This window comes from Pseudomonas sp. CBS, assembly GCF_024734645.1.
In the GTDB taxonomy this organism is placed as follows: domain Bacteria; phylum Pseudomonadota; class Gammaproteobacteria; order Pseudomonadales; family Pseudomonadaceae; genus Aquipseudomonas.
In genome coordinates this window covers 1385365-1409078 of the sequence record NZ_CP102929.1, presented here as the reverse complement: position 1 = coordinate 1409078, position 23714 = coordinate 1385365, and the positions used below count along the sequence as shown (strand labels likewise).

At 61.8% G+C, this 23714-nt stretch carries 22 protein-coding genes; 14 read left to right on the top strand and 8 right to left on the bottom strand.

Annotated features, from left to right (window positions below; all coding sequences use genetic code 11):
• Nucleotides 1–157 precede the first annotated feature (157 nt).
• Entirely contained in the window at nucleotides 158–466 is a 309-nt protein-coding gene (locus tag NVB75_RS06320) for a hypothetical protein (RefSeq protein ID WP_258346493.1), read from the bottom strand.
• Nucleotides 467–602: 136 nt separating this feature from the next.
• A complete protein-coding gene (locus NVB75_RS06315) occupies nucleotides 603–1325 on the bottom strand; it encodes a pirin family protein (protein WP_258346492.1) in 723 nt (240 codons plus the stop codon).
• A gap of 183 nt (nucleotides 1326–1508) precedes the next feature.
• On the opposite strand from NVB75_RS06315, the gene NVB75_RS06310 reads away from it, so the two are divergent.
• Both NVB75_RS06310 and NVB75_RS06305 read left to right on the top strand, forming a co-directional pair.
• Nucleotides 1509–2459 (top strand): GlxA family transcriptional regulator, encoded by a 951-nt coding sequence (locus NVB75_RS06310; protein WP_258348546.1) that lies wholly within the window; start codon nucleotides 1509–1511, stop codon nucleotides 2457–2459.
• An 88-nt stretch (nucleotides 2460–2547) separates the two neighbouring features.
• Complete coding sequence (locus tag NVB75_RS06305; RefSeq protein WP_258346490.1) at nucleotides 2548–4089, top strand: helix-turn-helix transcriptional regulator; 1542 nt, start codon at nucleotides 2548–2550, stop codon at nucleotides 4087–4089.
• Here NVB75_RS06305 and NVB75_RS06300 read toward each other — a convergent pair.
• Both NVB75_RS06300 and NVB75_RS06295 read right to left on the bottom strand, forming a co-directional pair.
• Nucleotides 4036–6828, bottom strand: a complete 2793-nt coding sequence (locus tag NVB75_RS06300; protein WP_258346489.1) for a helix-turn-helix transcriptional regulator — start codon at nucleotides 6826–6828, stop codon at nucleotides 4036–4038. The two genes, NVB75_RS06305 and NVB75_RS06300, sit on opposite strands and share 54 nt — an antisense overlap.
• Before the next feature lie 65 nt (nucleotides 6829–6893).
• Nucleotides 6894–7292 (bottom strand): helix-turn-helix domain-containing protein, encoded by a 399-nt coding sequence (locus NVB75_RS06295; RefSeq protein WP_258346488.1) that lies wholly within the window; start codon nucleotides 7290–7292, stop codon nucleotides 6894–6896.
• 205 nt (nucleotides 7293–7497) lie between these two features.
• On the opposite strand from NVB75_RS06295, the gene NVB75_RS06290 reads away from it, so the two are divergent.
• The 10 genes from NVB75_RS06290 (at nucleotide 7498) to NVB75_RS06245 (ending at nucleotide 18047) form a co-directional block, all read left to right on the top strand.
• Nucleotides 7498–8406 (top strand): LysR family transcriptional regulator, encoded by a 909-nt coding sequence (locus NVB75_RS06290; RefSeq protein WP_258346487.1) that lies wholly within the window; start codon nucleotides 7498–7500, stop codon nucleotides 8404–8406.
• Between the two features lie 80 nt (nucleotides 8407–8486).
• Complete coding sequence (locus NVB75_RS06285) at nucleotides 8487–9080, top strand: antibiotic biosynthesis monooxygenase (protein WP_258346486.1); 594 nt, start codon at nucleotides 8487–8489, stop codon at nucleotides 9078–9080.
• A complete protein-coding gene (locus tag NVB75_RS06280; RefSeq protein ID WP_258346485.1) occupies nucleotides 9077–10915 on the top strand; it encodes an amidohydrolase in 1839 nt (612 codons plus the stop codon). The genes NVB75_RS06285 and NVB75_RS06280 overlap by 4 nt, the downstream gene beginning before the upstream one ends.
• Before the next feature lie 24 nt (nucleotides 10916–10939).
• Complete coding sequence (gene ycaC, locus NVB75_RS06275; protein WP_003207315.1) at nucleotides 10940–11557, top strand: isochorismate family cysteine hydrolase YcaC; 618 nt, start codon at nucleotides 10940–10942, stop codon at nucleotides 11555–11557.
• A gap of 184 nt (nucleotides 11558–11741) precedes the next feature.
• Nucleotides 11742–12620: a LysR family transcriptional regulator gene (locus NVB75_RS06270; protein ID WP_258346484.1), complete on the top strand. Its 879-nt coding sequence runs from the start codon at nucleotides 11742–11744 to the stop codon at nucleotides 12618–12620.
• A gap of 147 nt (nucleotides 12621–12767) precedes the next feature.
• Nucleotides 12768–13280 carry a hypothetical protein gene (locus tag NVB75_RS06265; RefSeq protein WP_258346483.1) on the top strand — a complete coding sequence of 171 codons (513 nt, stop codon included), beginning with the start codon at nucleotides 12768–12770 and terminating at the stop codon, nucleotides 13278–13280.
• Nucleotides 13281–13414: 134 nt separating this feature from the next.
• Entirely contained in the window at nucleotides 13415–14125 is a 711-nt protein-coding gene (locus tag NVB75_RS06260; protein WP_258346482.1) for an ABC transporter ATP-binding protein, read from the top strand.
• Entirely contained in the window at nucleotides 14113–15315 is a 1203-nt protein-coding gene (locus tag NVB75_RS06255; protein WP_258346481.1) for an ABC transporter permease, read from the top strand. Before NVB75_RS06260 ends, NVB75_RS06255 begins: the two co-directional genes overlap by 13 nt.
• Nucleotides 15316–15334: 19 nt before the next feature.
• Nucleotides 15335–16786, top strand: coding sequence for a TolC family protein (locus tag NVB75_RS06250; protein ID WP_375378935.1), 1452 nt, complete (start codon nucleotides 15335–15337; stop codon nucleotides 16784–16786).
• Nucleotides 16776–18047: an efflux RND transporter periplasmic adaptor subunit gene (locus NVB75_RS06245; RefSeq protein WP_258346480.1), complete on the top strand. Its 1272-nt coding sequence runs from the start codon at nucleotides 16776–16778 to the stop codon at nucleotides 18045–18047. The genes NVB75_RS06250 and NVB75_RS06245 overlap by 11 nt, the downstream gene beginning before the upstream one ends.
• Before the next feature lie 73 nt (nucleotides 18048–18120).
• Here NVB75_RS06245 and NVB75_RS06240 read toward each other — a convergent pair whose 3' ends face one another.
• Nucleotides 18121–19704, bottom strand: coding sequence for a rhodanese-related sulfurtransferase (locus NVB75_RS06240; RefSeq protein WP_258346479.1), 1584 nt, complete (start codon nucleotides 19702–19704; stop codon nucleotides 18121–18123).
• A complete protein-coding gene (locus tag NVB75_RS06235; RefSeq protein WP_258346478.1) occupies nucleotides 19701–20324 on the bottom strand; it encodes a cysteine dioxygenase in 624 nt (207 codons plus the stop codon). The genes NVB75_RS06240 and NVB75_RS06235 overlap by 4 nt, the downstream gene beginning before the upstream one ends.
• 220 nt (nucleotides 20325–20544) lie before the next feature.
• Here NVB75_RS06235 and NVB75_RS06230 point away from each other — a divergent pair, with 220 nt between their 5' ends.
• Nucleotides 20545–21450, top strand: coding sequence for a LysR family transcriptional regulator (locus NVB75_RS06230; RefSeq protein ID WP_258346477.1), 906 nt, complete (start codon nucleotides 20545–20547; stop codon nucleotides 21448–21450).
• Nucleotides 21451–22377: 927 nt separating this feature from the next.
• Complete coding sequence (locus NVB75_RS06225; RefSeq protein WP_258346476.1) at nucleotides 22378–23037, top strand: hypothetical protein; 660 nt, start codon at nucleotides 22378–22380, stop codon at nucleotides 23035–23037.
• Here NVB75_RS06225 and NVB75_RS06220 read toward each other — a convergent pair.
• On the bottom strand, nucleotides 22989–23336 hold the full coding sequence (locus NVB75_RS06220; protein WP_258346475.1) for a hypothetical protein: 348 nt from the start codon (nucleotides 23334–23336) through the stop codon (nucleotides 22989–22991). The genes NVB75_RS06225 and NVB75_RS06220 overlap by 49 nt on opposite strands.
• Entirely contained in the window at nucleotides 23333–23641 is a 309-nt protein-coding gene (locus NVB75_RS06215; protein WP_226476182.1) for a phosphomannomutase, read from the bottom strand. Before NVB75_RS06215 ends, NVB75_RS06220 begins: the two co-directional genes overlap by 4 nt.
• Nucleotides 23642–23714 lie beyond the last annotated feature (73 nt).

The window sequence follows — 23714 nt, the reverse complement described above, 5'->3', positions numbered from 1 at the left end:
TCAAGAGCGGTCCTACATTTTGGTTGTAATAATCTGTCGGATATACCGCGCCATTGAGGCTGACAGGCACCGTCGCTAGCGCGTGATCCTCAATAACTGCAGACGAAAAAAAGCCGGCTGATCAGGCCGGCTTGGGGTGAACCGCAAGCAGCAGCGGTTATGCGCGGTTTTCCATCAGGCGGTCTGCACCACCTTCAGCTACACGGTTGCCTTGAAGACGCTCAGCGCCACCTTCAGCTACACGGTTTTCTTGAAGACGGTCTGCACCACCTTCCGCTACACGACGTTCCAGCAATCGATCAGAGCCGCCTTCCGCCACACGACGTTCCAGCAAACGGTCAGAACCACCCTCAGCCACGCGGCTGTCCATCAGGCGATCCGCGCCGCCTTCAGCGAGGGCAGGTTGGGTAAAGGCGCTTACAGCAAGTACCGAGAAAGCGAGGCTAAGCAAGAGTTGGCGTTTCATGAGGGTGTGCTCCGGGATGTCATTGGTTGGTATGGATGCGATGTTACGCGGTGGATTTTTTTAGAGAACTTCATTGGGCTGATGGTGACTATCGACGCCAGCGATGGCCCGTTTTCGCGGGCCATCGCGCCGACTATCACGGCATTTCAGGCAGTTCCTGAGGGCGCAGGTCGAACACCAGCACCTCGGCGTTCTCGCCATGGCTCAGGTGAATTTCCCGCTCGTCGCGCACTCGGGCACCGTCGCCTTCGTGCAAGCGTTGGCCGTTGACTTCAACGCTGCCCCGCGCCACATGGATGTAGGCGTAGCGCTCCGGGGCCAGTGGCAGGCTGGCGGTTTCAAAGCCGTTGAACAGCCCGGCATACACCCGCGCATCCTGGCGCACGCCAAGGGAGCCGTCGGTGCCTTCCGGCGAGATGATCAACTGCAACCGGCCGCGTTTTTGCGCCTCGGTGAAGTGCTCCTGCTGATAGCGCGGTTCAGCGCCCGCCACCTGCGGCACGATCCAGATTTGCAGGAAGTGCACGCCCTGGGTGTGGCTGTGGTTGAACTCGCTGTGGGCCACGCCGCTGCCGGCGCTCATCAGTTGCACATCGCCGGGGCGAATCACCGAACCAGTGCCCAGGGTGTCCTTGTGTTCCAGGGCGCCTTCGAGCACATAGGAGAAAATCTCCATGTCGCGGTGCGGGTGTTGGCCGAAGCCCTTGCCGGCGGCAACCCGGTCATCGTTGATCACCAGCAGGTCGGAAAAACCCTGTTCCTTGGGGTTCCAGTAGTTGGCGAACGAGAAGGTGTGGAACGACTTCAACCAACCGTGATTGGCGGCGCCGCGTTCCGAGGCTTTGCGAAGGGTCAGCATGGGGTGTTCTCCTCAAGGGAAGCTTGGCTGCGAGATGCAGAGGCTTCGGTGTGAGAAGAAGGTTACTGGTTAGCGAAAGGTTGATTAAGAAGCTGAAATCGGAATGACTGTCCTGTGTGAGTTGACAGTGAGCGGCGTGCCATAATGCTCCAGCTCATCTCTCTCAACGGACAATTCCTGACAATGAAAACCGTGGCCATGGCGCTGTTTCCCGACTTCCTTCTGCTCGACATGGCCGGGCCACTGGAAGTGTTCTCCATTGCCAATCGTTACCTGGAGCCGTCAGCCCACTATCAGGTCCTGACCATCGGTACCGAGCCCGGGGCGCTGCGGGCCTCCAATGGCGTGGTGGTGCACCCCGACCTGCAACTGGATCAGGCCCTTGAGGCTTATGACTTGCTGTTGGTCCCGGGCGGCCCCGGCGCCTATAACGAATGCCATCCCGCGCTGTTGCCATGGCTCAGGACAGCTGCGCCCCGCGCCCGGCGATTCGGCTCCATCTGCACCGGCGCTTTTGTGCTGGGGTACGCGGGGTTGCTGGACGGCCAGCGCGTGACCACTCACTGGCATTACACCGAACGGCTGATCAAGGCCTTTCCCAAGGCAGTGGTCGAGACCGACCGGATCTACCTGCAAGACGGTCGGCTTATCACCTCTGGCGGTGTGACGGCGGGCATCGACCTGGCGCTGTCCATTGTGGCCCAGGACCACGGCAAGCAGGTGGCCGTCGATGTGGCCAAGGTATTGTTGGTGGTGATGAAGCGCCAGGGCGGTCAAGCCCAGTTCAGCCCGATGACCGCAGCCGTGGCCCCTCAGGAAACCGCGATTACCCGGGTGCAGACCCAGGTGCTGGAGCGGCTGGACCAGGCCTTTACCATCGAGTCCATGGCGCAGTTGGCCGGCATGAGCACGCGGCACTTTGCGCGGGTGTTCGCCAAGGAAGTGCAGATGACCCCGATGGCTTTCCTGCAAGGCGCCCGCATCGATCGCGCCCGGCACTTGCTGGAAAGCACCGACCTGCCGCTCAAGACCGTAGCGTTTCACGCCGGGTTTGGCAGCGTGCGGCATATGCGGTCTCTGTTCAGTGAAAAACTCGGCTTGAACCCGACCCAGTACCGCCAGCAATTCAGCTGATGTCCGTCTGGCGCACCTGAATGTCCGTGTGGATCCCTGTGCCAGCATTGTCCTGTCACCGGTAGCTGGCAAGATAGCGGTCAGTCTCATGGAAAAGGATGCGCAGGCGCCCAAGGCCGGGTGTTTCAGCGCTTTGACGAGCATGAACAGCCTTCATACGATTGAACCGGAATGCGCAGTGCGCTTCGGCCCCTTCACCTTTTACCCCCAGCAGCGCCTGGTGTGCGAAGAGGGCCGGCCGCTGCCGTTGGGCGGGCGCGCCCTGGACATTCTTGGGGTGTTGGTGGAGCAGGCCGGGCAGTTTGTCGACAAGGCATCCTTGATCGCACGGGTGTGGCCGAACAGTGTGGTGGAGGAGAACAACCTGCGGGTGCACATCGCGGCCTTGCGCCGTGCCCTGGCCGATGGCGAGGACGGGCGGCGCTATATCATCAACCTGCCGCAACGCGGTTATTGTTTTGTCGCGACGCAGCCGACGCAGTCAGCACCTGCGCAGCCTCTGCCTCAGCATAATCTGCCGGCGCGCCTGGTCCCGGTGTTCGGCCTGGACCCGCTGGCCCATGCCCTTGCCCGGCGTTTGCCGGGGCAAACGCTGATGACCCTCACCGGGTGCGCCGGTATTGGCAAAACCACCCTGGCCCTCTACCTGGCTGCACAGGTGCTGCCGCGTTATCGCGACGGAGTGTGGCGCGTGGAGTTGGCCGGTATCAGTCGGTTATCGGACGTGGTCCGTCAATTGTGCAGGGTGCTCGGGATTGAGGTTGAACCGGGCGGCACGCTGCATGGCTTTTGCCGACAACTGGCGTCACGGCACTTGCTGCTGGTGCTTGATGGGTGTGAACAGGCATTGGCCGCTTGCCGCAACCTGGTATTGGCTCTACGGGGCATGGCGCCCCAGGTAACGCTGCTGGTGAGTAGCCGCGAAGCCCTGAATATTCCCGGCGAATGGGCCCAGCGCGTACCCGCGTTGGCATTGCCGCCGTTGTCGGCATTGGCGGACGTCGAGCAGACGCTGGCTTCGCCTGCGGTGCAGCTATTTGTCAGCCGGGCCCAGGCCAGTCAGCAGGGCTTTGAGTTACGCAGGCAAGACCTGGCGCCTCTGCGGGATATCTGCCGGCGCCTCGACGGTATTCCGTTGGCGCTGGAGCTGGCGGCAGCCCAGGTCGACGCCCTTGGGGTCAAGAGCCTGCAAGCGCAGTTGGTAAACGGCTTGCAAGTGCTGACTCGCGGGCGGCGAACGGCGGTAGAGCGCCATCAATCCATGAGCGCGGCGCTGGACTGGACCTATGATCGCTTGAGCCTGCCGGAGCGCTGGCTGTTCCTCCAACTGGGCCTGTTCAAGATGGCGGTGACCGTGCCGACGCTGGGCGCGCTGGTTGCCGGCACTGAGCTGGAACACGCCGACCTGTCTTACCTGCTGGCACGCTTGGTGGCGACTTCGCTGCTGACCGTCGAACCCGGTCCCGGTCTTCGGCGTTATCGTTTGCTCAATAGCGTGCGTGCCTACGCGTTGGCCCGCTTGGGTGACCCGGCCCAGGTGATGCTGTTGCAACAAGGTTACGAGCTCGAGCCGTTCTCAGGCCGGCAGCGGGTGGTGCAGTTCGTCGAGCAAGCGGCGCACGCTCACTAGGTCCGGCGTGGAAAATCCTTCAGTGAAGCGCCCATACACCCCTTGTAAAAGCTCGCGTGCGGCAGCGTGTCGACCTTCGCGCTGCCATAGCCGGGCAAGGGACAGGGCGCAACGCAGTTCCCAGGCCAAGGCTGCTTGCTGACGAGCCAGCCCCAACGCTTCCAGCAGCAATTTTTCAGCCGCTTGCGCCGCGAGCGGGTCAGGGCGCAGCAGCAGGGATTCGGCCCGCGCCCGCAGGATTTCTGCGGTGCACCAACCGGCATTGCCCTGCCTGGCTCGTTCGAAGCTGGCCTCATCCACCTCCCTTGTGCGCAGGGTCGCAACGATGTCCTTGATCAGGCCAAGGCCGTCGACATCGCCCTCGGGCACCCCTGCGTCCAATGCCAGGGCGTAATGCCTGGCCCAGGTGTCGAATAGCAACACCGAGTGCTTCTGTGCCTGCTGTGACAACAGCTCCAGCATTGACCTTGCCGTCGTGTCGTCGCCGTTGTAGTGGGCGATGACGACGCCCGAGAGGGCAAGTGTGTAGCAGATCGAGGTGCCGTGATTGATTTGCAGCGCCAGCTCCAGCGCCTGTCGGGCGGTGCGCCAGGCGCGCTCCGGGAAACCCTGTAGCCAGAGGATGCGCGCCAGCACCGTCAGCGACGCCACGCTCTGGTCGTATTGCACGCCAAATCCATGGGTAAACCGATTGAGGTGGCCGCTGTGGGCCATGCGCTGCATCACCTGTTCGGCGTTGTGCCGGGCCAGGGCCTGGTTACCGGCGAAATGTTGCGCCAGTACCCGCAGGCGCTGTGCGCTCAAGTCCAGCAGCGGTTGGGCGTTGGGGTCCAGGCGGTCGAAATGCAGGCTTTGGCGCAGGGCCTGGCGGTAGTTGCCGTTGCACAGGTTGACGGCCATATGGCCGGACACTGCCCTGAGCTGGCCGGCGATATCGTGGCTGGCTTCGGCCAGTTGCCGTGCCTGCTCAAAGGCATTGATGGTCTGCGGGGTTGCGCCCTGGGTGTGATAGGAAAAGCTGCCCAGGGCCAATTGCAGTTGCAGGTGCAAGTGTGGGCAGGGTGCTGCCGATTGCTGAAGCAAGGCCAGGGCCTTGCCCACATACAAACCGTGCTCGGTGAGCAGCGACAGCTCCTGCCACAGCGGCATTGCACTGACCGTCAGGCGGATCGCCAGCAACGGCGCGCCTTCCTCGCGCAACCCCCAGTCGAGAGCGGCACGCACGTCTTCGCGACAGGCTGCATAACGGTCGAGCCATTGCTGGGTGGGCACTCGTTCCCAATCGGCTTGCGCTTGATTCATCAGCGTCAGGCAGCGGGCGGCGTGTCGCTCACGGCTGGCCTCCAGTTCGCAGGCGCTACTGAGTTTCTCCAGGGCATAGGTCCGGGTGATGTCCAGCAGCCGATAGGCCACCTCTTCGTCACCCACTTCAACGTTGAGCAGGGACTTGGCCACCAACTGCGTGATCGAGCCCAGCACCTCCATCGGCGCAATGTGCTCACCGGCTATGACCGCCGCCGCCGATTCCAGGGTGAAACTACCCCGGAACACCGCAAGGCGCCGCAGGCACACCTGCTCGCAAGTGGTCAGCAGATCGAAGCTCCACTCCAGGGTGGCGCGCAGCGTTTGGTGCCGGGGCAGGGCGCTGCGTCGACCACGGGTCAACAGGCGAAAATTGTCCTCCATCTGCACCAGCAAGCCCTTCAGGCCAAAGCGTTCGATTTGCGCTGCCACCAGTTCGATCGCCAAGGGAATACCGTCCAGGCGTCGGCAAATATCGATGGCCAGGGGCAGCTCGGCGTCACTCAGTTCAAAGCCGTCCCAGCGCGACAGCGCCCGCTCCACCAGCAATTGCAGCGCGGGGTACGCCATGGCTTCGGCGCGGCCGCCAGTGGCCGGCGGGCACGCCAAAGGCTCCAGGCGCTGCACGAACTCGCCCTCGGCGCGCAGCGCTTCGCGGCTGGTGGTCAGAATGTGCAACTGAGGGGCATGGCGCAGCAGGGTTTCGCTGATCAGTGCAATGTCGTCGAGCAGGTGCTCACAGTTGTCGATCACCAGCAGCATCTGGCGCTCGCGCAACAGGCCGGCGAGACCGGTCAAGGGTTCGTGACTCGGTGGCGTAAGCTCCAGCAGGGCGGCGAGGTTGGGCACGATCATCGAGGGCTGGCTCAGGGGCGCCAGGTCCAGCAGACGGATGCCGTCGCGGTAACGTCCGATCAGCAGTTCGGCCACTCGCAGGGCGACGGTGGTCTTACCGATACCCCCTGCACCCGTGAGGGTGATGAAACGGTGGTGAGGCAGCTGTTGCACCAGGCTTTCGATCAGAGCCTGGCGCCCCAGCATCCGCGTGCGGCGCAGCGGCAAGTTGTGCCCTGGATAGGGCGAAGTGGCGTCGCCCTCCAACGTTGTGGGGTCGACACTCAGCGGGGCAACAAAACTGTAGCCACGCTGGGCCACCGTGACGATATAGCGCTGCCCGGCCTGGCCGTCGCCGAGCGCCTTGCGCAGGGCTGCCATGTGCACCCGCAGGTTGCCATCCTCCACCACCGTCCTGGGCCAGACCCGGGCGATCAGCTCCTGCTTGCTCACCACCTGGCCGGCGTGCTCCAGCAAAATCAGCAGGATATCCACCGCCCGCCGGCCCAGGCGCAACGGCTGGCCACCCTCCAGCACCACGCGCTGGCGCGGGTGAATCCGGTAGGGGCCGAAATGCATGGCCTGGTCGTGGGGGTTGCTCATGCGCGGGCTCTGGGGTGGGGTCTGTGGTGCATATTCCAGAGGTTTGCGCCCGGGTGCAATCACCACTAGGCGGCGATCACGCGAAGTTGGTGGTTACGCCAGGTCATGGGGTTCACGCCTTCACTGCGGCTGAAAATATGGCAGAAGTGTGCCTGGTCGCAGAACCCGCATTCCTGGCTGATCTGAGTCAGGCTCAAGGCGGAGCTGACGATCAGTTCCTTGGCCCGCTGGATGCGTTGTTGGCGAATCCACTCCTGGGGAGACAGGCCCGTACTGCATTTAAAGGCACGAGAGAAATGGCTGCGGGACAGTGCGCATGCCCGCGCCAGTTCGGTGACTTCCAGACTTTCTCCCAGGTTCGCCAGGATCAACTGCTTGACCATGCGTTCGCGGCGGGCACACAGGCCGCCGGTGGCGGATGGGCGCGAGTGCGGGGCAGGTGCGACGTGCTCGAGTCGGGCCATGACAGATTCCGTGGTCGATGGGAGCGTTCCCGGTGAATGAAAATCCAGTGTAGACCGCCGTATTTTTCGCTGCGGCCTGTCTGGCTGGCGAGTTAATCGTTGTTAATTTCGCCAGGTGCCTGCGCAAAAAAGACAGCACAGGGATGCAATTGCAGCGGCCTTGAACGTGGTTAGCTGACGGGGTGCTCACCTCCCGGGAAACCCTATGAATCGCAACGACTTGCGCCGCGTCGACATGAACCTGCTGGTGATTTTCGAGGCCCTGATGTTCGAAAAGAACCTGACCCGGGTTGCCGAAAAACTCTTCATGGGCCAGCCGGCCGTGAGTGCGGCCCTGGGCCGGTTGCGCGACCTGTTCGATGACCCGCTGCTGCTGCGCAATGGTCGCGGCATGGAGCCCACGCCACGGGCCGTGGCGATCCTCAAGGAGTTGCAACCGGCGATGGACATCATTTCCGGCGCGGTCAGCCGCGCCAAGGACTTCGACCCTTCCACCAGTTGCGCGGTGTTTCGCATCGGGCTCTCGGACGACGCCGAGTTCGGGTTGTTTCCACCGTTGCTCAGCCAGCTGCGCGAAGAGGCGCCGCGGATCATCGTGGTGGTGCGGCGCGCGAACTACTTGCTGATGTCGGCATTGTTGGCCAGTGGCGAGATCTCCGTGGGGGTCAGCTACACCACCGAGCTGCCGGCCAATGCCAAGCGCAAGAAGCTGAGGGACATTCCTTGCAAGGTCCTGCGGGGCGACGACCGGCCGGAGCCGTTGACCCTGGATGACTACTGTTCGCGGCCCCATGCCATGGTTTCGTTTTCCGGTGATCTGAGCGGCAATATCGACCTGGACCTGGCGCGCATCGGTCGGGCCCGCCGAGTGGTGTTGGCGGTGCCGCAATTCAGTGGGTTGCGGGACCTGTTGGCCGGCAGCGAGATGATTGCGACGGTGCCCGATTATGCCGCCTGCGCGTTGACCCAAGGCAGCGGCTTACGGGCCGAGGACCCGCCGTTCCCCATCGATGCCGCAGAGCTGTCGATGGTGTGGAGCGGGGTGCACGACAACGACCCGGCGGAGCGCTGGTTGCGATCGCGGATTGGCGAACACATGTCCCGGGCGCTCTAACAGAGCACGTACATCCAATTTTTCCGCTACGTGACACCCCACACTGCGGCCATCGCTCACGTATGAAGGGGAGGGGCACGATGGACTCAGCAACGCAACAAGGCGGCCCGGACGAGGTGGTCACCCTGGTGGTCAAACACCGCATCAAGCCCGGCCACGAAGCCGACTATGAAGCTTGGCTGCGGCGCATCGTGCGTATCGCCGGCGAACGTCCGGGCCATCTCGGCGTTGACGTGGTGCGCACCCGGCAGGGCGGCCTGGCGCTGTTCACCTGCGTGCTGCGTTACCGCTCCACCGATGACCTGGAACGCTGGCTCGAGTCGCCGCAGCGCCTGGAGCTGATCAACGAAGCGGCGCCGATGCTGGCCGACGGCGACCAGACTGAAGTCGGCGCGGTCAACGAGTTCTGGTTTTCGCCCCTGGCCGATGCCGCCGCCAAGCCGCCGCGCTGGAAGCAGGCGGTGGTCACGCTGCTGGTGATCCTGCCGCTGACCTTGCTGGTGCCGATCATCTGGGGCCCGGTACTGCGGCTGCATCCGTTCCTGTCCAACTACATCGTCGCCACCTTCCTGGTCACCGTGACCATCGTTGTCCTGGTGGTTTATCTGCTGATGCCGGCGGCCACCCGCCTGTTCGCGCCCTGGCTTGAAGCCTCTGTAAAGGAAACCCTATGAACGCCGACCTGATTCTGTTCAATGGCCAGTTCCACACCGTGGACCGTGAAAATCCCCGCGCCACGGCAGTCGCCATTCACCAGGGACGCTTCGTCGCGGTGGGCACCGACGGCGAAGCCATGGGCCTGCGCGGCAGTGGCACCCAGGTCATCGACCTCAAAGGCCGCACCGTCATCCCTGGCCTCAACGACTCGCACCTGCACCTGATCCGTGGCGGGCTGAACTACAACCTCGAACTGCGCTGGGAAGGCGTGCCATCCCTGGCCGATGCCCTGCGCATGCTCAAGGACCAGGCCGACCGCACGCCCACGCCGCAGTGGGTGCGGGTGGTGGGCGGCTGGAACGAATTCCAGTTCGCCGAAAAACGCATGCCCACCCTCGACGAACTCAACCAGGCCGCACCCGACACGCCGGTGTTCGTGCTGCACCTGTATGACCGCGCCTTGCTCAACCGCGCCGCCCTGCGCGTGGCCGGCTACACCAAGGACACGCCAAACCCGCCCGGCGGCGAGATCGTACGCGACCACAACGGCAACCCCACCGGCATGCTGGTGGCCAAGCCCAACGCGATGATTCTCTACTCGACCCTGGCCAAGGGCCCGAAACTGCCCCTGGAATACCAGGTCAATTCCACCCGCCAGTTCATGCGCGAACTCAACCGCCTGGGACTGACCAGTGCCATCGACGCCGGCGGCGGTTTCCAGAACTACCCCGACGATTACGCAGTGATCGAGCAGTTGGCCAAGGACCAGCAACTGACCGTGCGCATCGCCTACAACCTGTTCACTCAGAAGCCCAAGGAAGAACTCAACGACTTCAAGAACTGGACCGGCAGCGTGACCCTGCACCAGGGCGACGACTACCTGCGCCACAACGGCGCCGGCGAGATGCTGGTGTTCTCGGCGGCCGACTTCGAAGACTTCCTCGAACCCCGCCCGGACCTGCCGCTGACCATGGAGCAGGAGCTGGAGCCGGTGGTGCGCCACTTGGTGGAACAGCGCTGGCCGTTCCGTCTGCACGCCACCTATAACGAATCGATCTCGCGGATGCTCGACGTGTTCGAGAAGGTCAACCGCGACATCCCGTTCAACGGCCTGCCGTGGTTCTTCGACCACGCCGAAACCATCACCCCGCAGAACATCGAGCGGGTGCGGGCGCTGGGCGGCGGTATCGCGATCCAGGATCGCATGGCGTTCCAGGGCGAGTACTTTGTGGAGCGCTATGGCGCCAAGGCCGCCGAGGCCACACCGCCGATCAAGCGCATGCTCGCTGAGGGCGTGCCGGTGGGCGCTGGCACCGACGCCACCCGGGTGTCGAGTTACAACCCCTGGACCTCGCTGTACTGGATGGTCAGCGGTCGCACCGTGGGCGGGCTGGAGTTGCACGCCGAAGGTTTGCCCCGGCTGACCGCTCTGGAACTGTTCACCCACGGCAGCGCCTGGTTCTCCTCCGAACAGGGCAAGAAAGGCCAGATCAAGGTCGGCCAATTGGCGGACGTGGCGGCCCTGTCGGCGGATTTCTTCAGTGTCGACGAGGAAGCCATCAAGTGGATCGAGTCGGTGCTCACCGTGGTCGGCGGCAAGGTGGTCTACGGCGCCGGCGACTTTGAAGATTTCGCACCGCCTCGGGTGCCCGTGCTGCCGGACTGGTCGCCGGTGGCCAAAGTGCCGGGCCACTGGCGCCCGACTGCACCGCTGCAGGCCCAGGTGCACCAGTGCAGCGGCCCCTGTGGCGTGCATTCCCATAGCCATGAACGGGCGCGTCTTTCGAACGTGCCGGTCAGCGACTTCCAGGGTTTCTGGGGCGCGTTTGGCTGCTCGTGTTTTGCCTTCTGAATCTAACCCCAAAGGAGTGTTCCCATGACTTACAAACGCCTGAACAAAGATGACGCCGTGGTCCTGCTGGTGGATCACCAGACCGGCCTGATCTCGCTGGTGCAGGACTTCTCGCCCAACGAGTTCAAGAACAACGTGCTGGCCCTGGCGGACCTGGCCAAGTTCTTCAAACTGCCGACCATCCTCACCACCAGCTTCGAAAGCGGCCCCAACGGCCCGATGGTGCCGGAGTTGAAAGAGCTGTTCCCGGACGCGCCATACATCCCGCGTCCTGGCCAGATCAATGCCTGGGACAACGAAGATTTCGTCAAGGCGGTAAAAGCCACCGGGCGCAAGCAACTGATCATTGCCGGTGTGGTGACGGATGTCTGCGTGACCTTCCCGACGCTGTCGGCCCTGGCTGAAGGCTTTGAAGTGTTCGTGGTGACCGATGCGTCGGGCACCTTCAACGAAACCGTGCAACAGGCCGCCTGGGCGCGGATGACGGCTGCTGGTGCGCAGTTGGTGAACTGGTTCTCGGTGGCGTGTGAACTGCAGGTCGACTGGCGCAATGACATGGAAGGCCTGGCCAACCTGCTGTCGCCGCGCATTCCCAACTATCGCAACCTGATGAACAGCTACTCGGCGCTGACGGCCAAGTAACCTCACCTGACGATCGTTCCCACGCTCCGCGTGGGAATGCATCCCGTGACGCTCCGCGTCGCCCTTGCGCAAACGGGACGCGGAGCGTCCAAGGCGGCGTCCCCACGCAGAGCGTGGGAACGATCAGTTGTGGTGTGGCGACTGACCGGCTATAAAACAGCCCGGCGTCCATCGAGAAGCGACAATGAACCCCTTCGAAGACATGCGCCTGTTTTGCCAGGTCATGGAATCCGGCAGCTTCACCGCCGCCGCCGAACACCTCGGCCTGTCCAAGCAATTTGTCAGCCGCCGCCTGATCCAGCTGGAAGAGCGCCTCGGCGTACGCCTGCTCAACCGCTCCACGCGCCGCCTGGATGTCACGCCCCTGGGCCAGAGTTACTACGAATCCGCCCTGCGCCTGCTCAGTGAAGTCGAGCAAGTGGAGCAGGGTATCTCCGGGCAAAACACCGACCCCCGCGGCACCATTCGCTTGAGCGCGCCGTTGTCGTTTGCCATGGCTCATTTAGGCAGCCTGTTACCGCTGTTTTTGCAGCGCCATCCCCACGTGTCGGTGGAAGTCGACCTCAGCGACCGGCCCGTCGACCTGATCAGCGAAGGCTACGACCTGGTGCTGCGCATCGGCACCCTGGAAGACTCGACCCTGATCGCCCGGCGCATCGCCAGTGTGCAGCGCGTCTACTGCGCCAGCCCCGACTACCTCACGCGACGTGGCACCCCGCAAACCCCGGAAGACCTGGCCGAGCACGAGTGCTTGCCGTACGGCCATAGTCGCCAGGTGCAATGGCGCTTTATGGTCAAGGGCAAGCCGTTGGTAATGAATGTCAGCGGGCGCATGCGCGTGAACAACGGTGAGTTGCTGCGGGACTCGGCAATCGCCGGGTTGGGCATTACTTACCTGCCCACCTTCATCGTCGCCGAGGCCCTGAAAGATGGGCGGCTGGTCACCGTGTTGGAAGACTTTGCCCCTGAAGCCCTGGCCCTGTCGGCGGTGTTCCCCCAGCATCGGCAAAACTCACGGCCGGTGCAGGCGTTGATTGAGTTCTTGCGTGAACAGCACATTTAACTGTCACTGATCGTCAAAGCTTGTTATTCCGAAACTTCCTACATTTTATTTTTTTTCTGGCGGATATATTTCGTGCGCTTGACTGATCAGGCGCATCAAGTACTGGATGCTTCGTTAAATAAAAAATAGATAAGTGAAGAGGTTATTTTGAAAAAGCTAATTCCTCCGATTTTGTTGTGCGGCGCTTTGGCAGCGTTCTCCATGCCTGCAGCCGCCTCGCTGCAGTTGAATCCCGTTGCCAACGCGCAGCCACCCGTAAAAAAGTTTTTTGATGTGAGCTGTGATGCAAGTTATGGAGGTGATGAGTTAACCTATCGCCATGGGATGTGGGGTAAACCAAAGTTTAAGGGGAATGCCCGCGGGAATATTTTACAATGGGCGAACGGGCAGCGTGAGGTACACGTAACATCCTATAATATTGTGAAAAGTCCTTGGGTGGATGGTGCCGGTAATAAGGCGAACTTGAATCTCCTATGGAATGGCACTAAATCCAAGTCGCAGGGCGATAATTTAAAGCAATATCTTTGGGGTAATGACACTCAGAACCATATCGAGGTTTCGATCTCGGCAGGAAATACTAAGGATTTGATTCTTCCGAAAGTCCAGTTTATTTTCGATAAGCCAGGCAAAGATGTGCGTTGCGAGGCAACCATTACATAATTTGCCTTTCTTGAAGTGTGTGCCAGACCTTTTTAGTTTGCGTTACACAGCGGGTATTCACCATGACGCTCGCCTATATGCGGGCGTTATATTTTTGAACTGATTGATAAGTGTGCGGCGCTGAGTGTCCAGTCATGAACGACGGAGTTTGCAGTGCGCAGTTTATTTCACTGCGTGGGGTCACTAAACGTTATCAACTGCCTGGCCAGTCTTTTGATGTGCTTAAAGACATTTCTTTGTTCATTGATAAAAAAGAAAGTTGCGCAATCCTTGGCGAGTCTGGTTCCGGAAAAAGTACCTTACTTAATATCCTTGGCCTGTTGGATTTACCCGACAGCGGCCACTACCATTTCGCCGGCCACGATGTGTTTTCCGCCTGCCCGGATGAATTGGCAGCCCTGCGCAACCGACAGATTGGTTTTGTCTTCCAGAACTTCAACTTGATTGCGCGCATGACCGCACTTGAAAACGTCGCCTTGCCCCTGAGTTATCGCGGCGTTGGCCGCCGTGAAGCCCGGCAACGGGCCGAAGCGATGCTGGCACAGGTCGGGCTGGCCGACCGTGCCGCCCATCGCCCGGCGGATTTATCCGGTGGCCAGCGCCAGCGGGTAGCCATCGCGCGCGCCTTGGTGGGCGAGCCTTCGTTGATCCTCGCCGATGAGCCTACTGGCAACCTCGATCACGCCACAGCCGCCGACATCATGGACCTGCTGCTGTCGCTCAACCGCGAACGCGGGACCACCCTGGTAGTGGTTACCCATGATCCCGCCATCGCCTGCCGTCTTGACCGGCAGATCCATGTGATGGACGCCACCGTTCAGGAGATCGAGCGATGCCCTGCTTGAACCGCTGCGCAAGGTTGGGCTTCGCCGACCTGGTTCAGGATGCCGCCTTCAGCCTGCGCGCCCTGGGCAAACGTTCGATCCTGGCACTGCTGGGTATCGTCATGGGCAGTGCGTCGGTCATCGCCTTGGTCAATATCGGCAACAACGCCGCGCAGGAGGTTGAAGCGATCTTCAAGGGCATGGGGGTCGATACCATGGTCGTGCGCTTTTCCGGTACGTCTGCGGCAGCGTCGGGCATGCACGTTGACAGTGATGAACTGCGCGCGAGGATTCCCCAACTGCGCCACATCGCGCCTATCGCGCAAACCGGAGTGTCGTTGGTATTCAAGGGGCATACCGTCGATGCGACGCTGGTGGGCAGCACCGCCCAATTGCCTGACGCCATCGGGCTGGAACTGAGTGCCGGGCGTTTCCTGTCTGACTTCGACCAGCGAGCGACCCATGCGGTGGTCGGGTACCCGTTGGCCCAGTCTCTGGCCGCAGGTGGCAGCCCGGTGCAGGTGGGCGACCGCCTGCGAGTCAACGATTACCTGTATCAGGTGGTGGGTATTTTGCAGGATCGGCCCGATGGGATGATGGCTCCCGTCCGGGCCGGTGCGTCGTTGTTCATTCCCCTTGAAGGCATGCGACGCGTTGATCCGCGAGCGCAGTGGGATGAGGTGATTCTTCGTGCCGCGCCCGACCAGGACATGACCGTGCTGTCGGCGGCCGTGCGCAGTGCATTTGAGCCGATTGCCGCTGGGCAGGACATCCACATCATGATTGCCCAGCAAATGATCGAGGGCATGTCTCGCCAGAATCGCACCTTCAGCTTTTTGCTGATGGCGCTTGCCGGTATCTCGTTGGTGAGCGGCGGTGTCGGGGTGATGAATGTGATGCTGGCGAATGTCGCCCAGCGGCGCCGGGAAATCGGTGTGCGCCTGGCGCTGGGCGCCCGTCGCCGTGATATTCGCCACTTGTTTTTGCTGGAGGCTATCGCGCTGACGGCGGTGGGGGCGGCCGTGGGGGCGCTGCTGGGGTGTCTGTGTGCCTGGGGTTATTCGAGCCTGTCCGGTTGGCGCTTTTCCCTGGCGCCGTCGTCTCTGGTTCTGGGTGTCGGCAGTACACTGCTGGTTGGCTTGTTTTTCGGCTTGTATCCCGCCATGGCTGGTGCCCGGTTGCAACCGGTGGAGGCCTTGCGTGAAGAGTAGGTGGCGCCTCGTACTCGGCATGCTCGCCGGCGTGTTGAGCCCTGCAAGCTACGCAACCCTGACGATGCACGATCAGGCTTCAATGCCGACCATGACCGCTACTGTCAGCGCGTCCCTGCGCGAACAGTTGACCCACCTGACCCTGGGGGATGCGATTTACCTGGGCTTGCGCAATAACCCGAGCATTCGCAGCGCCTACCTGCAACGCATCACGCAGAAGTTCGACCTGCGCGTGGCAGAAGACACCTTCAGGCCCAAGCTGTCGCTCAAGAGCAGCTATATGAATACCCAAGGCAGCAATGACCGAACCCGCGACGTCGAGCTGTCTCCCACCGCCAACCTGCTCGGCGAATACGGCACCCGCCTGAGCCTGGGCTGGGCCCGGCAGATACATGCCTCAGACAGCGCTGCCGGGTTGCGCCGGGACGGCCTGGACCTGGCGGTGATTCAACCCTTGCTGCGTGGCGCAGGCCGAGAAGTCACCACCGCCCCCTTGCGCATGGCGCGGCTGGCCGAACAAGCCGAGCGCTTGAACCTCAAGGCTGCAGTCTCGCGTACGGTGGCCGAGATCAGTACGGCCTACCGAGACTTGCTGCGGGCCCAGGAGCAATTGAGCATTGTCGAGGAGGCACTCGTACGCGCTGAGTCACTCCTGGCGGTGAACCAGGCGCTGATCCAGGCAGGCCGCATGGCCGAGTTTGAGATCGTGCAGACCCAGGCCGACATTGCCGCTCAGCAATTGGGGGTTGAGGAGGCGCGTAACGAGCTGGACAACAGTCGCCTGGCCTTGTTGCGAATGCTGGCTCTGGACCTGTCCCTGGCGGTGCGCGCCACGGAAGTGCTGGAGGCTTCCCACCTGAGCATCGACCGCCGCGACGCCTTGCGCCTGGCACAGGCACAACAACCGGAATATTTGTCCACCTTGCTGCAAAGCCAGCAGGCCGAGTTGAACCTGATTGTCGCCAGGGACCAGTCGCGCTGGGATCTGTCGCTGGTGGCCGGGGCCAATCAGATGACCGACCGCTACGACGATGGTGTCGGGTCTGGGCGTCGCTGGGAGCGCTATGCCGGCGTGCAGTTGGAGATTCCCATTGGCGATCGCAGTACACGTCAGGCCGAGGTGCGGGCGCGGGTCAACCAACAGACGCTGGAAATCGCCCAGGCCGAAACGCGCCAGGCATTGGAAAACGACGTGACCACGGTGGTACGCGAACTGGGCACCCTGTGGCGTCAGTACGAGATCGCGCAACGCTCGGCGCAGTTGTCCCAGCGCAAGCTGGACATCGAGCGCGAGAAACTCGCGGCCGGACGTTCCAGCAACTTTCAGGTCATCAGTTTTGAAAGCGACTTGCGCCATGCACAAAGTACCCGGCTGGGTGCGCTGATTGCCTATCTGAATGCCCAGACCCGTCTGCAACTGACACTCGGCATGATCTTGGAGAGCTGGGAGATTGCCCTTAATGATCACTAAGCAAAACCTCATGCGGCGCACTCTGGCGGGTTGCGCGGTCGTGCTGGCGACGGTGGCCGGCAGCCTGCTACTCGGCGCTGGCACCTCTTCCATTGAGGATGTTCCACAGCCAATCTGGCTGGCTGTAGAGCCTGCTCCGCTGGTGCAGCAGATTGCGCTGGTGGGCAGGATCGAGCCCCATCACACCCTGGTGGTAACAGCGCCGTTTGACGGCAATGTGCGGGTCCGGCAGGTAGAGGAGGGCCAGCAAGTCAGCACTGGGCAGGTCTTGCTGACGATGGACCCGGCGCAGGCCGAGATGCAGTTGCGCGAGGCCTTGGCCGTGCAACTCAAGGCGCGACGTGCCGTGCAGGTGCTGGATGACTGGGAAAACGATGTCACCGTCGTGCGTGCGCGGCGGGCAGTGCGGACCGCGCAGATGCTGATGAGCAACTTGAGCCACAAGCTGGAGGAAAGCAGCCACCTCTTTGATCGGGGGATCATTGCCCGCAACGAACTGGATGACCTCAAGCAGCAGGTGCAGATGCAACAACAAGAGCTGGTCGCCGCACAAAGTGAATTGAAGCAAGTGCTGGAACAGGGCATGGGGGATCATCGGCAACTCGCCGAGATGGAGTTGACCAATGCCACGGTCAAGTACGAAGCGTTGCACACGCTGCTGGCTGGCCGCGAGGTGCGGGCACCATTCGACGGCGTAGTGATGCCACTGGCTCTTGCGCAAGGCGTTGAAGGCGGTGGGGCTGCAACCGTGCAGGCCGGTACTAAAGTAACCCAGGGGCAGGCGTTGTTTCGGTTGGCCACGGTCGAGCAGTTGAAGGTCGTGGCAAGGGTCTCCGAGCTGGACGTCAATCAGCTGCGTATTGGGCAGGCGGTAGAAATTCTCGGAGACGGTTTCGCGGGTGAGCGTTTGAGCGGTTCAGTGTTAGCGGTCAATAGCTTGGCCCTGGCCGATGAGGGGACCGCCAGGTTTACGGTGACGCTCTCGATCAGCCAACTCACGCCCGAGCAGTTACAGCGTGTACGCCTGGGCATGAGCGCGCGTTTGACCATTGTCACCTACAGCAATGATCAGGCGATGGTGGTTCCCCCGGGCGCTATCCGGCAGCAGGGCGAAACGCTGGTAGTGAGTTATCGCAAGGACCTGTCGCAGCCGGAGGAAAGCCTGGTGGTCACCACCGGGCAAGCCACCGTGCAAGGGGTTGAGGTGTTCGGGCTGCCGCCGGGCTTGGTGCGCGTTTCGAAATTGCTCAACGAATCGTAGGAGCGAGCTTGCTCGCGAAAAACTTGAGAGCGACGCTGGGTCCCAGGTACCCAACGTCATGCTTAACGACCCTTCAGATCACATAAAAGCCATGGGTGCCGTCGCGGGCCAACTGATCCACCAGGCCGAACTCCCAATCCAGATAGGCCTGCATGGCTTCCCTCGGGTTGTCGGTGCCTTCGTACGGGCGGCGGTAGCGGTCGATGCGCGGTGAAGCGAGCCGGGTTTCGCCTTCCTCCAGGGGCCGTTGCGCAGCGATCCAGCGGGTGGTGCCGCCCTCCAGCAGGAACACCGGCTTGCCGGTCAGCGCTTCGACTTCCGCGACCGCGAGGCGCGCCAGTTGGCTGCTGCCGCAGGTCAACACGTAGCGTTCGGCAGCAGGCACCTTGCGCAAGGCTTCGGGCAACTGCCCACGCAACGCCCACCAGGCCCCGGGGATATGGCGCTTGACGTAGTTGGCGCTGGCGGTGAAATCGAGTACCGCGGTGTCGCCATGGGCCTGCCATTCGGCGAGGGTGTGCGGGCTGATCAGTTCGGCCTGTTGCGGTGCCGGGACGGGAGCGACCCACGCACCCTGTTCGCTGAAATGCGCAGGTTGCAGGTCATCCAGCACATACACGTCCCAACCCAGCTGTGCGAGCCAGGACGCAGACATATTGGCCCGCACGCCGTCGTCATCCGCCAGTACCAACCGGGCGCCGCGCACGCTGGCGACGTGATCGGTTTCCTGCACCAACTGGCCGCCCGGCGTGGAGCGCGAGCCGGGCAGATGGCCGGCGGCGAATTCTTCCGGGGTGCGTACGTCGAACAGGTAAGTGGTGCGCGCCGCTTCCTGCTGCCAGCGTTGCAGGTCGGCGAGGGTGGCGCGACCTACGCGGGCCTTGTCGGCGACTTGGCGGGCGTCCTTGCTGGCGATCTGGCGGTGTTCTTCCGAGGTTGGCGCAAAGCGTCGAGCCTGACCGTGTTGCAGCTTCTGCCCGGCGAGGGTCCAGCCGATGGTGCCGTTGCGCAAGGCAGACACCGGGTTGGCGATGCCCGCATTGATCAGCGACTGCGTGCCGATGATGCTGCGGGTACGCCCGGCGCAATTGACGATGATGCGGGTGGCCGGGTCGGGCGCCAGCTCACGGGCGCGCAGTACCAGTTCGGCGCCGGGCACGCTGATGCCGGTGGGAATGCTCATGGTCTGGTATTCATCAAAGCGCCGGGCGTCGAGCACTACCACGTCGGCGTTGCTGTCGAGCAAGGCCTGCACTTCTTCAGCCGCGAGGGACGGCGTGTGGCGCTGGCTTTCCACCAGTTCACCAAAGGCTTTACTCGGTACGTTGACGTCGATAAACAGCTCGCCACCGGCGTTGCGCCAACCGTCCAGGCCGCCTTCCAGCAGGCTGACCTCGGTATAGCCGAGGGCCTGCAAGCGCTGGGCGGCAATCTGCGCCAGGCCTTCACCGTTGTCGTAGACCGTCACCTGAGTGTCCCGGCGCGGGATGCGCGAGTACACCTCCAGTTCCAGTTTCGACAGTGGGATATTCGCGGCGAACAGCGGGTGGGATTCGGCGAAAGGTGCTTCCTCGCGCACATCCACAAGGGCGACTTCTTCATGGTCCAGCAGGGCCTGACGGATCTGGGCGAAGCTGCGGTTCGATGCAGTACTCATGGGGCAGGGCTCTCGTTGGACAAGGCGTCTTTGGACAAATCCCAGATGTTCGGGAGAAAGGCGTTGGAATAACCGGAGATAAACAGTTTCTCGCTGCCGTCTGGCTGGTAGACGGCACGGCGTACGGCACCGATGTTGGCGCCGTAGACATGAATACTGATGGACACCTGGTCGCTGAACGCATTGCTGACTTGATGGATATCACCGATCTTTGGCGACACCGCTTCCACCTGGCCGGGCGCAAGCTGGATGCGCCTGCCATCGGCGACCAACGCGCCTTCAGCGTTACGCTTAAAACCCTGGGAATACTCGGAGCCCCGCAGCATGCCGATCAGCCCCCACACGCGATGGTCATGGATCGGCGTAGTTTGCCCCGGACCCCAGACAAAACTGACGATGCTGAAGCGCTGACGCGAATCGGCGTGCAGCAGGAACTGCTGGTAGCGCTCGGGGTCGGGTTGGGCAAATTCGTCCGGCAGCCAGTCATCATGGCTGACCAGTTGCGCCAGCAGCTTGCCGCCGCGGTGCAGCACGTCGCCTTCGCGAGGGTTGCCGTCGATCAATTCCGCCAGGGCGCCAATGAATGCTCTGAGTCTCTCCGGGTGTCGGGCCTGGGTCATGACAATTCCATCGTGGGTGGTTCAGGGTGATGGCTTTATCTAAGCATAATGTTTGAGCTTAATATGCTGTCTTTTAATGATTAGGTTATAGCTGAAAGTAATTTAGAACCGGCCTGAGGCGCGTGGGTTGTTATCGATCAGCCCCGTGGCCTATCCAGCTACCGGTAATGGAACTATGCTTTTCACACATCTTAATGACTGTTCTCTATGTGCGGCCCAAATGAAAATTGACGATATCGATGCGTTTGTCGAAGTGATTCGTTGCCAGTCCATCAGCCATGCCGCCGAGTCGTTGCAACTGACCCAGCCGGCCATCACCCGTCGCGTGCAGAACTTCGAGCAGGCGCTGGGGGTGGAGTTGTTCGACCGCAACACCAAGCCGCTCAAGCCGACCTTGATCGGTACGCGGGTGTATGAGCAGTGCCGTTCGATCCTTCGGGAAATGGACGCCCTGCGCGAACTGGTGGCCACCGACGCGCCGCCCACTGGTGTTCTGCGCCTGGGCGTGCCGCAGACCATCGGCGATGTGGTGCTGCTGGATGCCCTCAAGCACCTGCGCAGTGAGTTTCCCGAGCTGCGGGCGCAGGTTGCTACCGGTTGGGGAAGCCAACTGGTGGGCAAGATCGAGCGTGGTGAGCTGGACGCGGCGGCGGCGCTGTTTCCGGCGGGCAAGATATTCCCGGATAGTATCGTCGGCGAGTCTATGGGCAAGGTGGAATTGGTGGTGGTTTGTGGCAAGGGCCAACTGCCCAAGAAGCCCTGCAAGTTGGCGGACGTGTACCAGAACGGCTGGATTCTCAACCCCGATGGCTGCGGGTTTCGCGCGGGGTTGCAGCGTACCTTGTCGGACCAGGGTCTGGCGTTGCGGGTCAATCTGGAGACCTTTGGCACTGAGTTGCAACTGGGGTTGGTGGCTGACGGCCTGGGCCTTGGCCTGGTGCCACGGCCGTTGCTGGAGCGCAGTGCTCATCGCGAGCAGTTGGCGGTCATGCCGTTGAAGGATTTCAAGCCGGTGATGGATCTTTGGCTGATCTACCCGCATTTCCTTGGCAACCTGCAAGGGCCGGTGGATGCGTTTGGCAGGCTGGTGGCGGGGTCGTTGCACAAGGCTCGTCATGTGGCTTGAGACTGTATCTGTAGCTAGGGGAGGGGGGGCATATCCGTTGCTGCGGTAACGGCGGCTTATGGTTCCGCTCTTACAGCGGCTCACTTTTGAAGAGCGCAAAAGTAAGCAAAACGCTCTTGCCCCACCACTCGGCACCTCGCCTAGGCTCGGTGTGCCCTCACTCCGGCTTTGGAGCGTGGGCCGCCGTCATGGGCCATCCCTGGCCCAGGACGGCTAACCTGGCGTCCTGCCAGGTTACCCACGCTCCAAAGCCTGCGTTCGGCCAGCGTGGTTTAACGGGGCGCCTAAGATCAAGATCAAAAGCAGATCAAAAGCAAGAGCACAGCGGCCTCCCGGCCGGCTTGAGTGTTGAAGAGCAAAATCAAAAGCTAAAGCGGGCACGGTCCAAAAAATGTGGGAGCGGGCTTGCTCGCGAAGGTCGTTAACGATGACGCGGGCATCCTGAATGAACGCGGCGCTCTCAGGTTTTTCGCGAGCAAGCCCGCTCCCACAGAAAAGCAGCTCTGTTTTCGCTCTGGTCTTTGCTTTTGCTTTTAACACTCAAGCCGGCCGGGAGGCCGCTGTGCTCTGCTTTTGATCTGCTTTTGATTTTGATCTGCGGGCCCCGTCAACCACGATGGCCGCAAGTAGGCACGGTGGAGCGGGTAAATCGGCAGGGATGCCGATTTAGCCGCGCCGGGCCATGGATGGCCCGTCGCGGCGGCCCGCGGAATCGGGCCGGAGTGCGGGCATGCCGAGCCTAGGCGAGGCACCGAGTGGTGGGGCAAAGACCTTTTGGTTACTTTTGGGGCGTTTGCCAAAAGTGACCCGCTGTAAGAGCGGAACCATAGGTGGCCGTTACCTAAATAACGGATATGTACTCGGTCCACATCCAAATCGCCCGCCAAGCCCCGAAGTCGTTGTGTTTTACCCTGGTCTGAGGTCTCATTGGAACCAGCAAAAATCGCACGTAAGGAACAGCACTTGATACGGGAAGAACTGGCGCAATACGGCGGTATCACCGTCATGATTCCGGCCGCAGTGGTGATCGCCGTCTGGCTCTGGTACTCCCGGCCCCAGGCGGTCAAGTGGTGGCTGATGACAATCGCCTGCACCTATTCCATCGTCGCGTTCAGCAAATTGTTGTTCAAGGGCTGGGGCGTGTCGCTCCAACACCTCGATATCGCCGTGCTCAGCGGCCACGCCATGAATACCTCGTTGATGGTCCCTGTGGCGATCAGCCTGGTAGCCCGCCGCATCAACCCCGATTGGCGCTGGCCAGCGGCTATCTGCGGGCTGTTGATCACCGCCTGGTTCAGCGCTTTTTGCGTCGCGCCCTACATTCACCCGCTCAACGAAGCGCTGGCCGGTGGCTTCCTGGGTGGGATGGCGGCGATCGCTTTTCTATGGCGACTTGAGGTGGTTGAGGTGCGGGTTTCCCCATCCCTGATCGGTGGGGGAATGGTGATTCTGTTGCTCAGTGCGATGGCACCCAAGTACAACGCCGAGAAACTGCTCAACCATGTCGCCGTGGCGGTTTCAGGGGCTGATGAGGCCCATCAGGAGCCTTCCTGGCGCGCCTCATCCATGCCGATGAACGCCGAGTAAGTAGCCAGGTCCAGGGCCAGGTTACTCTCCACCAGCAGCTCCAGCAGTACCGTCTGGCAATTGAAGCGCCGGGCATCGCCACGGCGCTGAGCGCGCTTCATTTGCTTGAACAACGTATCGGTGATGTCCTGCGGTGAGTTGTCTCGCAAGCGATCCAGCCAGTGGGACAGCACCTGGGTGTTGCGTGCGTATTGCTCCGCCGGCAGCTGTTCGTTGGGCGCCAGGCCCACAAACCCTTCAAACGCGTTCGTCAGCCTTTTCAAGGCGTACGCACGTTTCAGGTCCTCATAAATGCTCATGGCCGCTCCTCGGTGCAGGAGATGTTGGCCAGTAACTCGGCGGTCTTTATTTGCATCAGGTGGCTGTCGCCGCGACTCTCCACACACAGGCAAATGGACAGGGGATTGCTCACCTGCAACTTGAAGCGCCAGTCGGCAAAGACCATTGAAAGCCCGCTACAGGATTCATCGCTGTCCAGTGAGTTGCTGGCGTATAACACCTGCATGCGTTCTACAACAGTGGTTGAACTATTAACCTTGACGTGGATGTTCCCCGAAGAAGGAAACAGGCCGATACGCTCTACCAATAGCTTTGAACTTTTCATGGCCGTCCCTCGCTGTTTATTCAGGTATTACTTTATTCTGAAGAGGCGAAAAAGTAAGGGGATGTTATTTTTA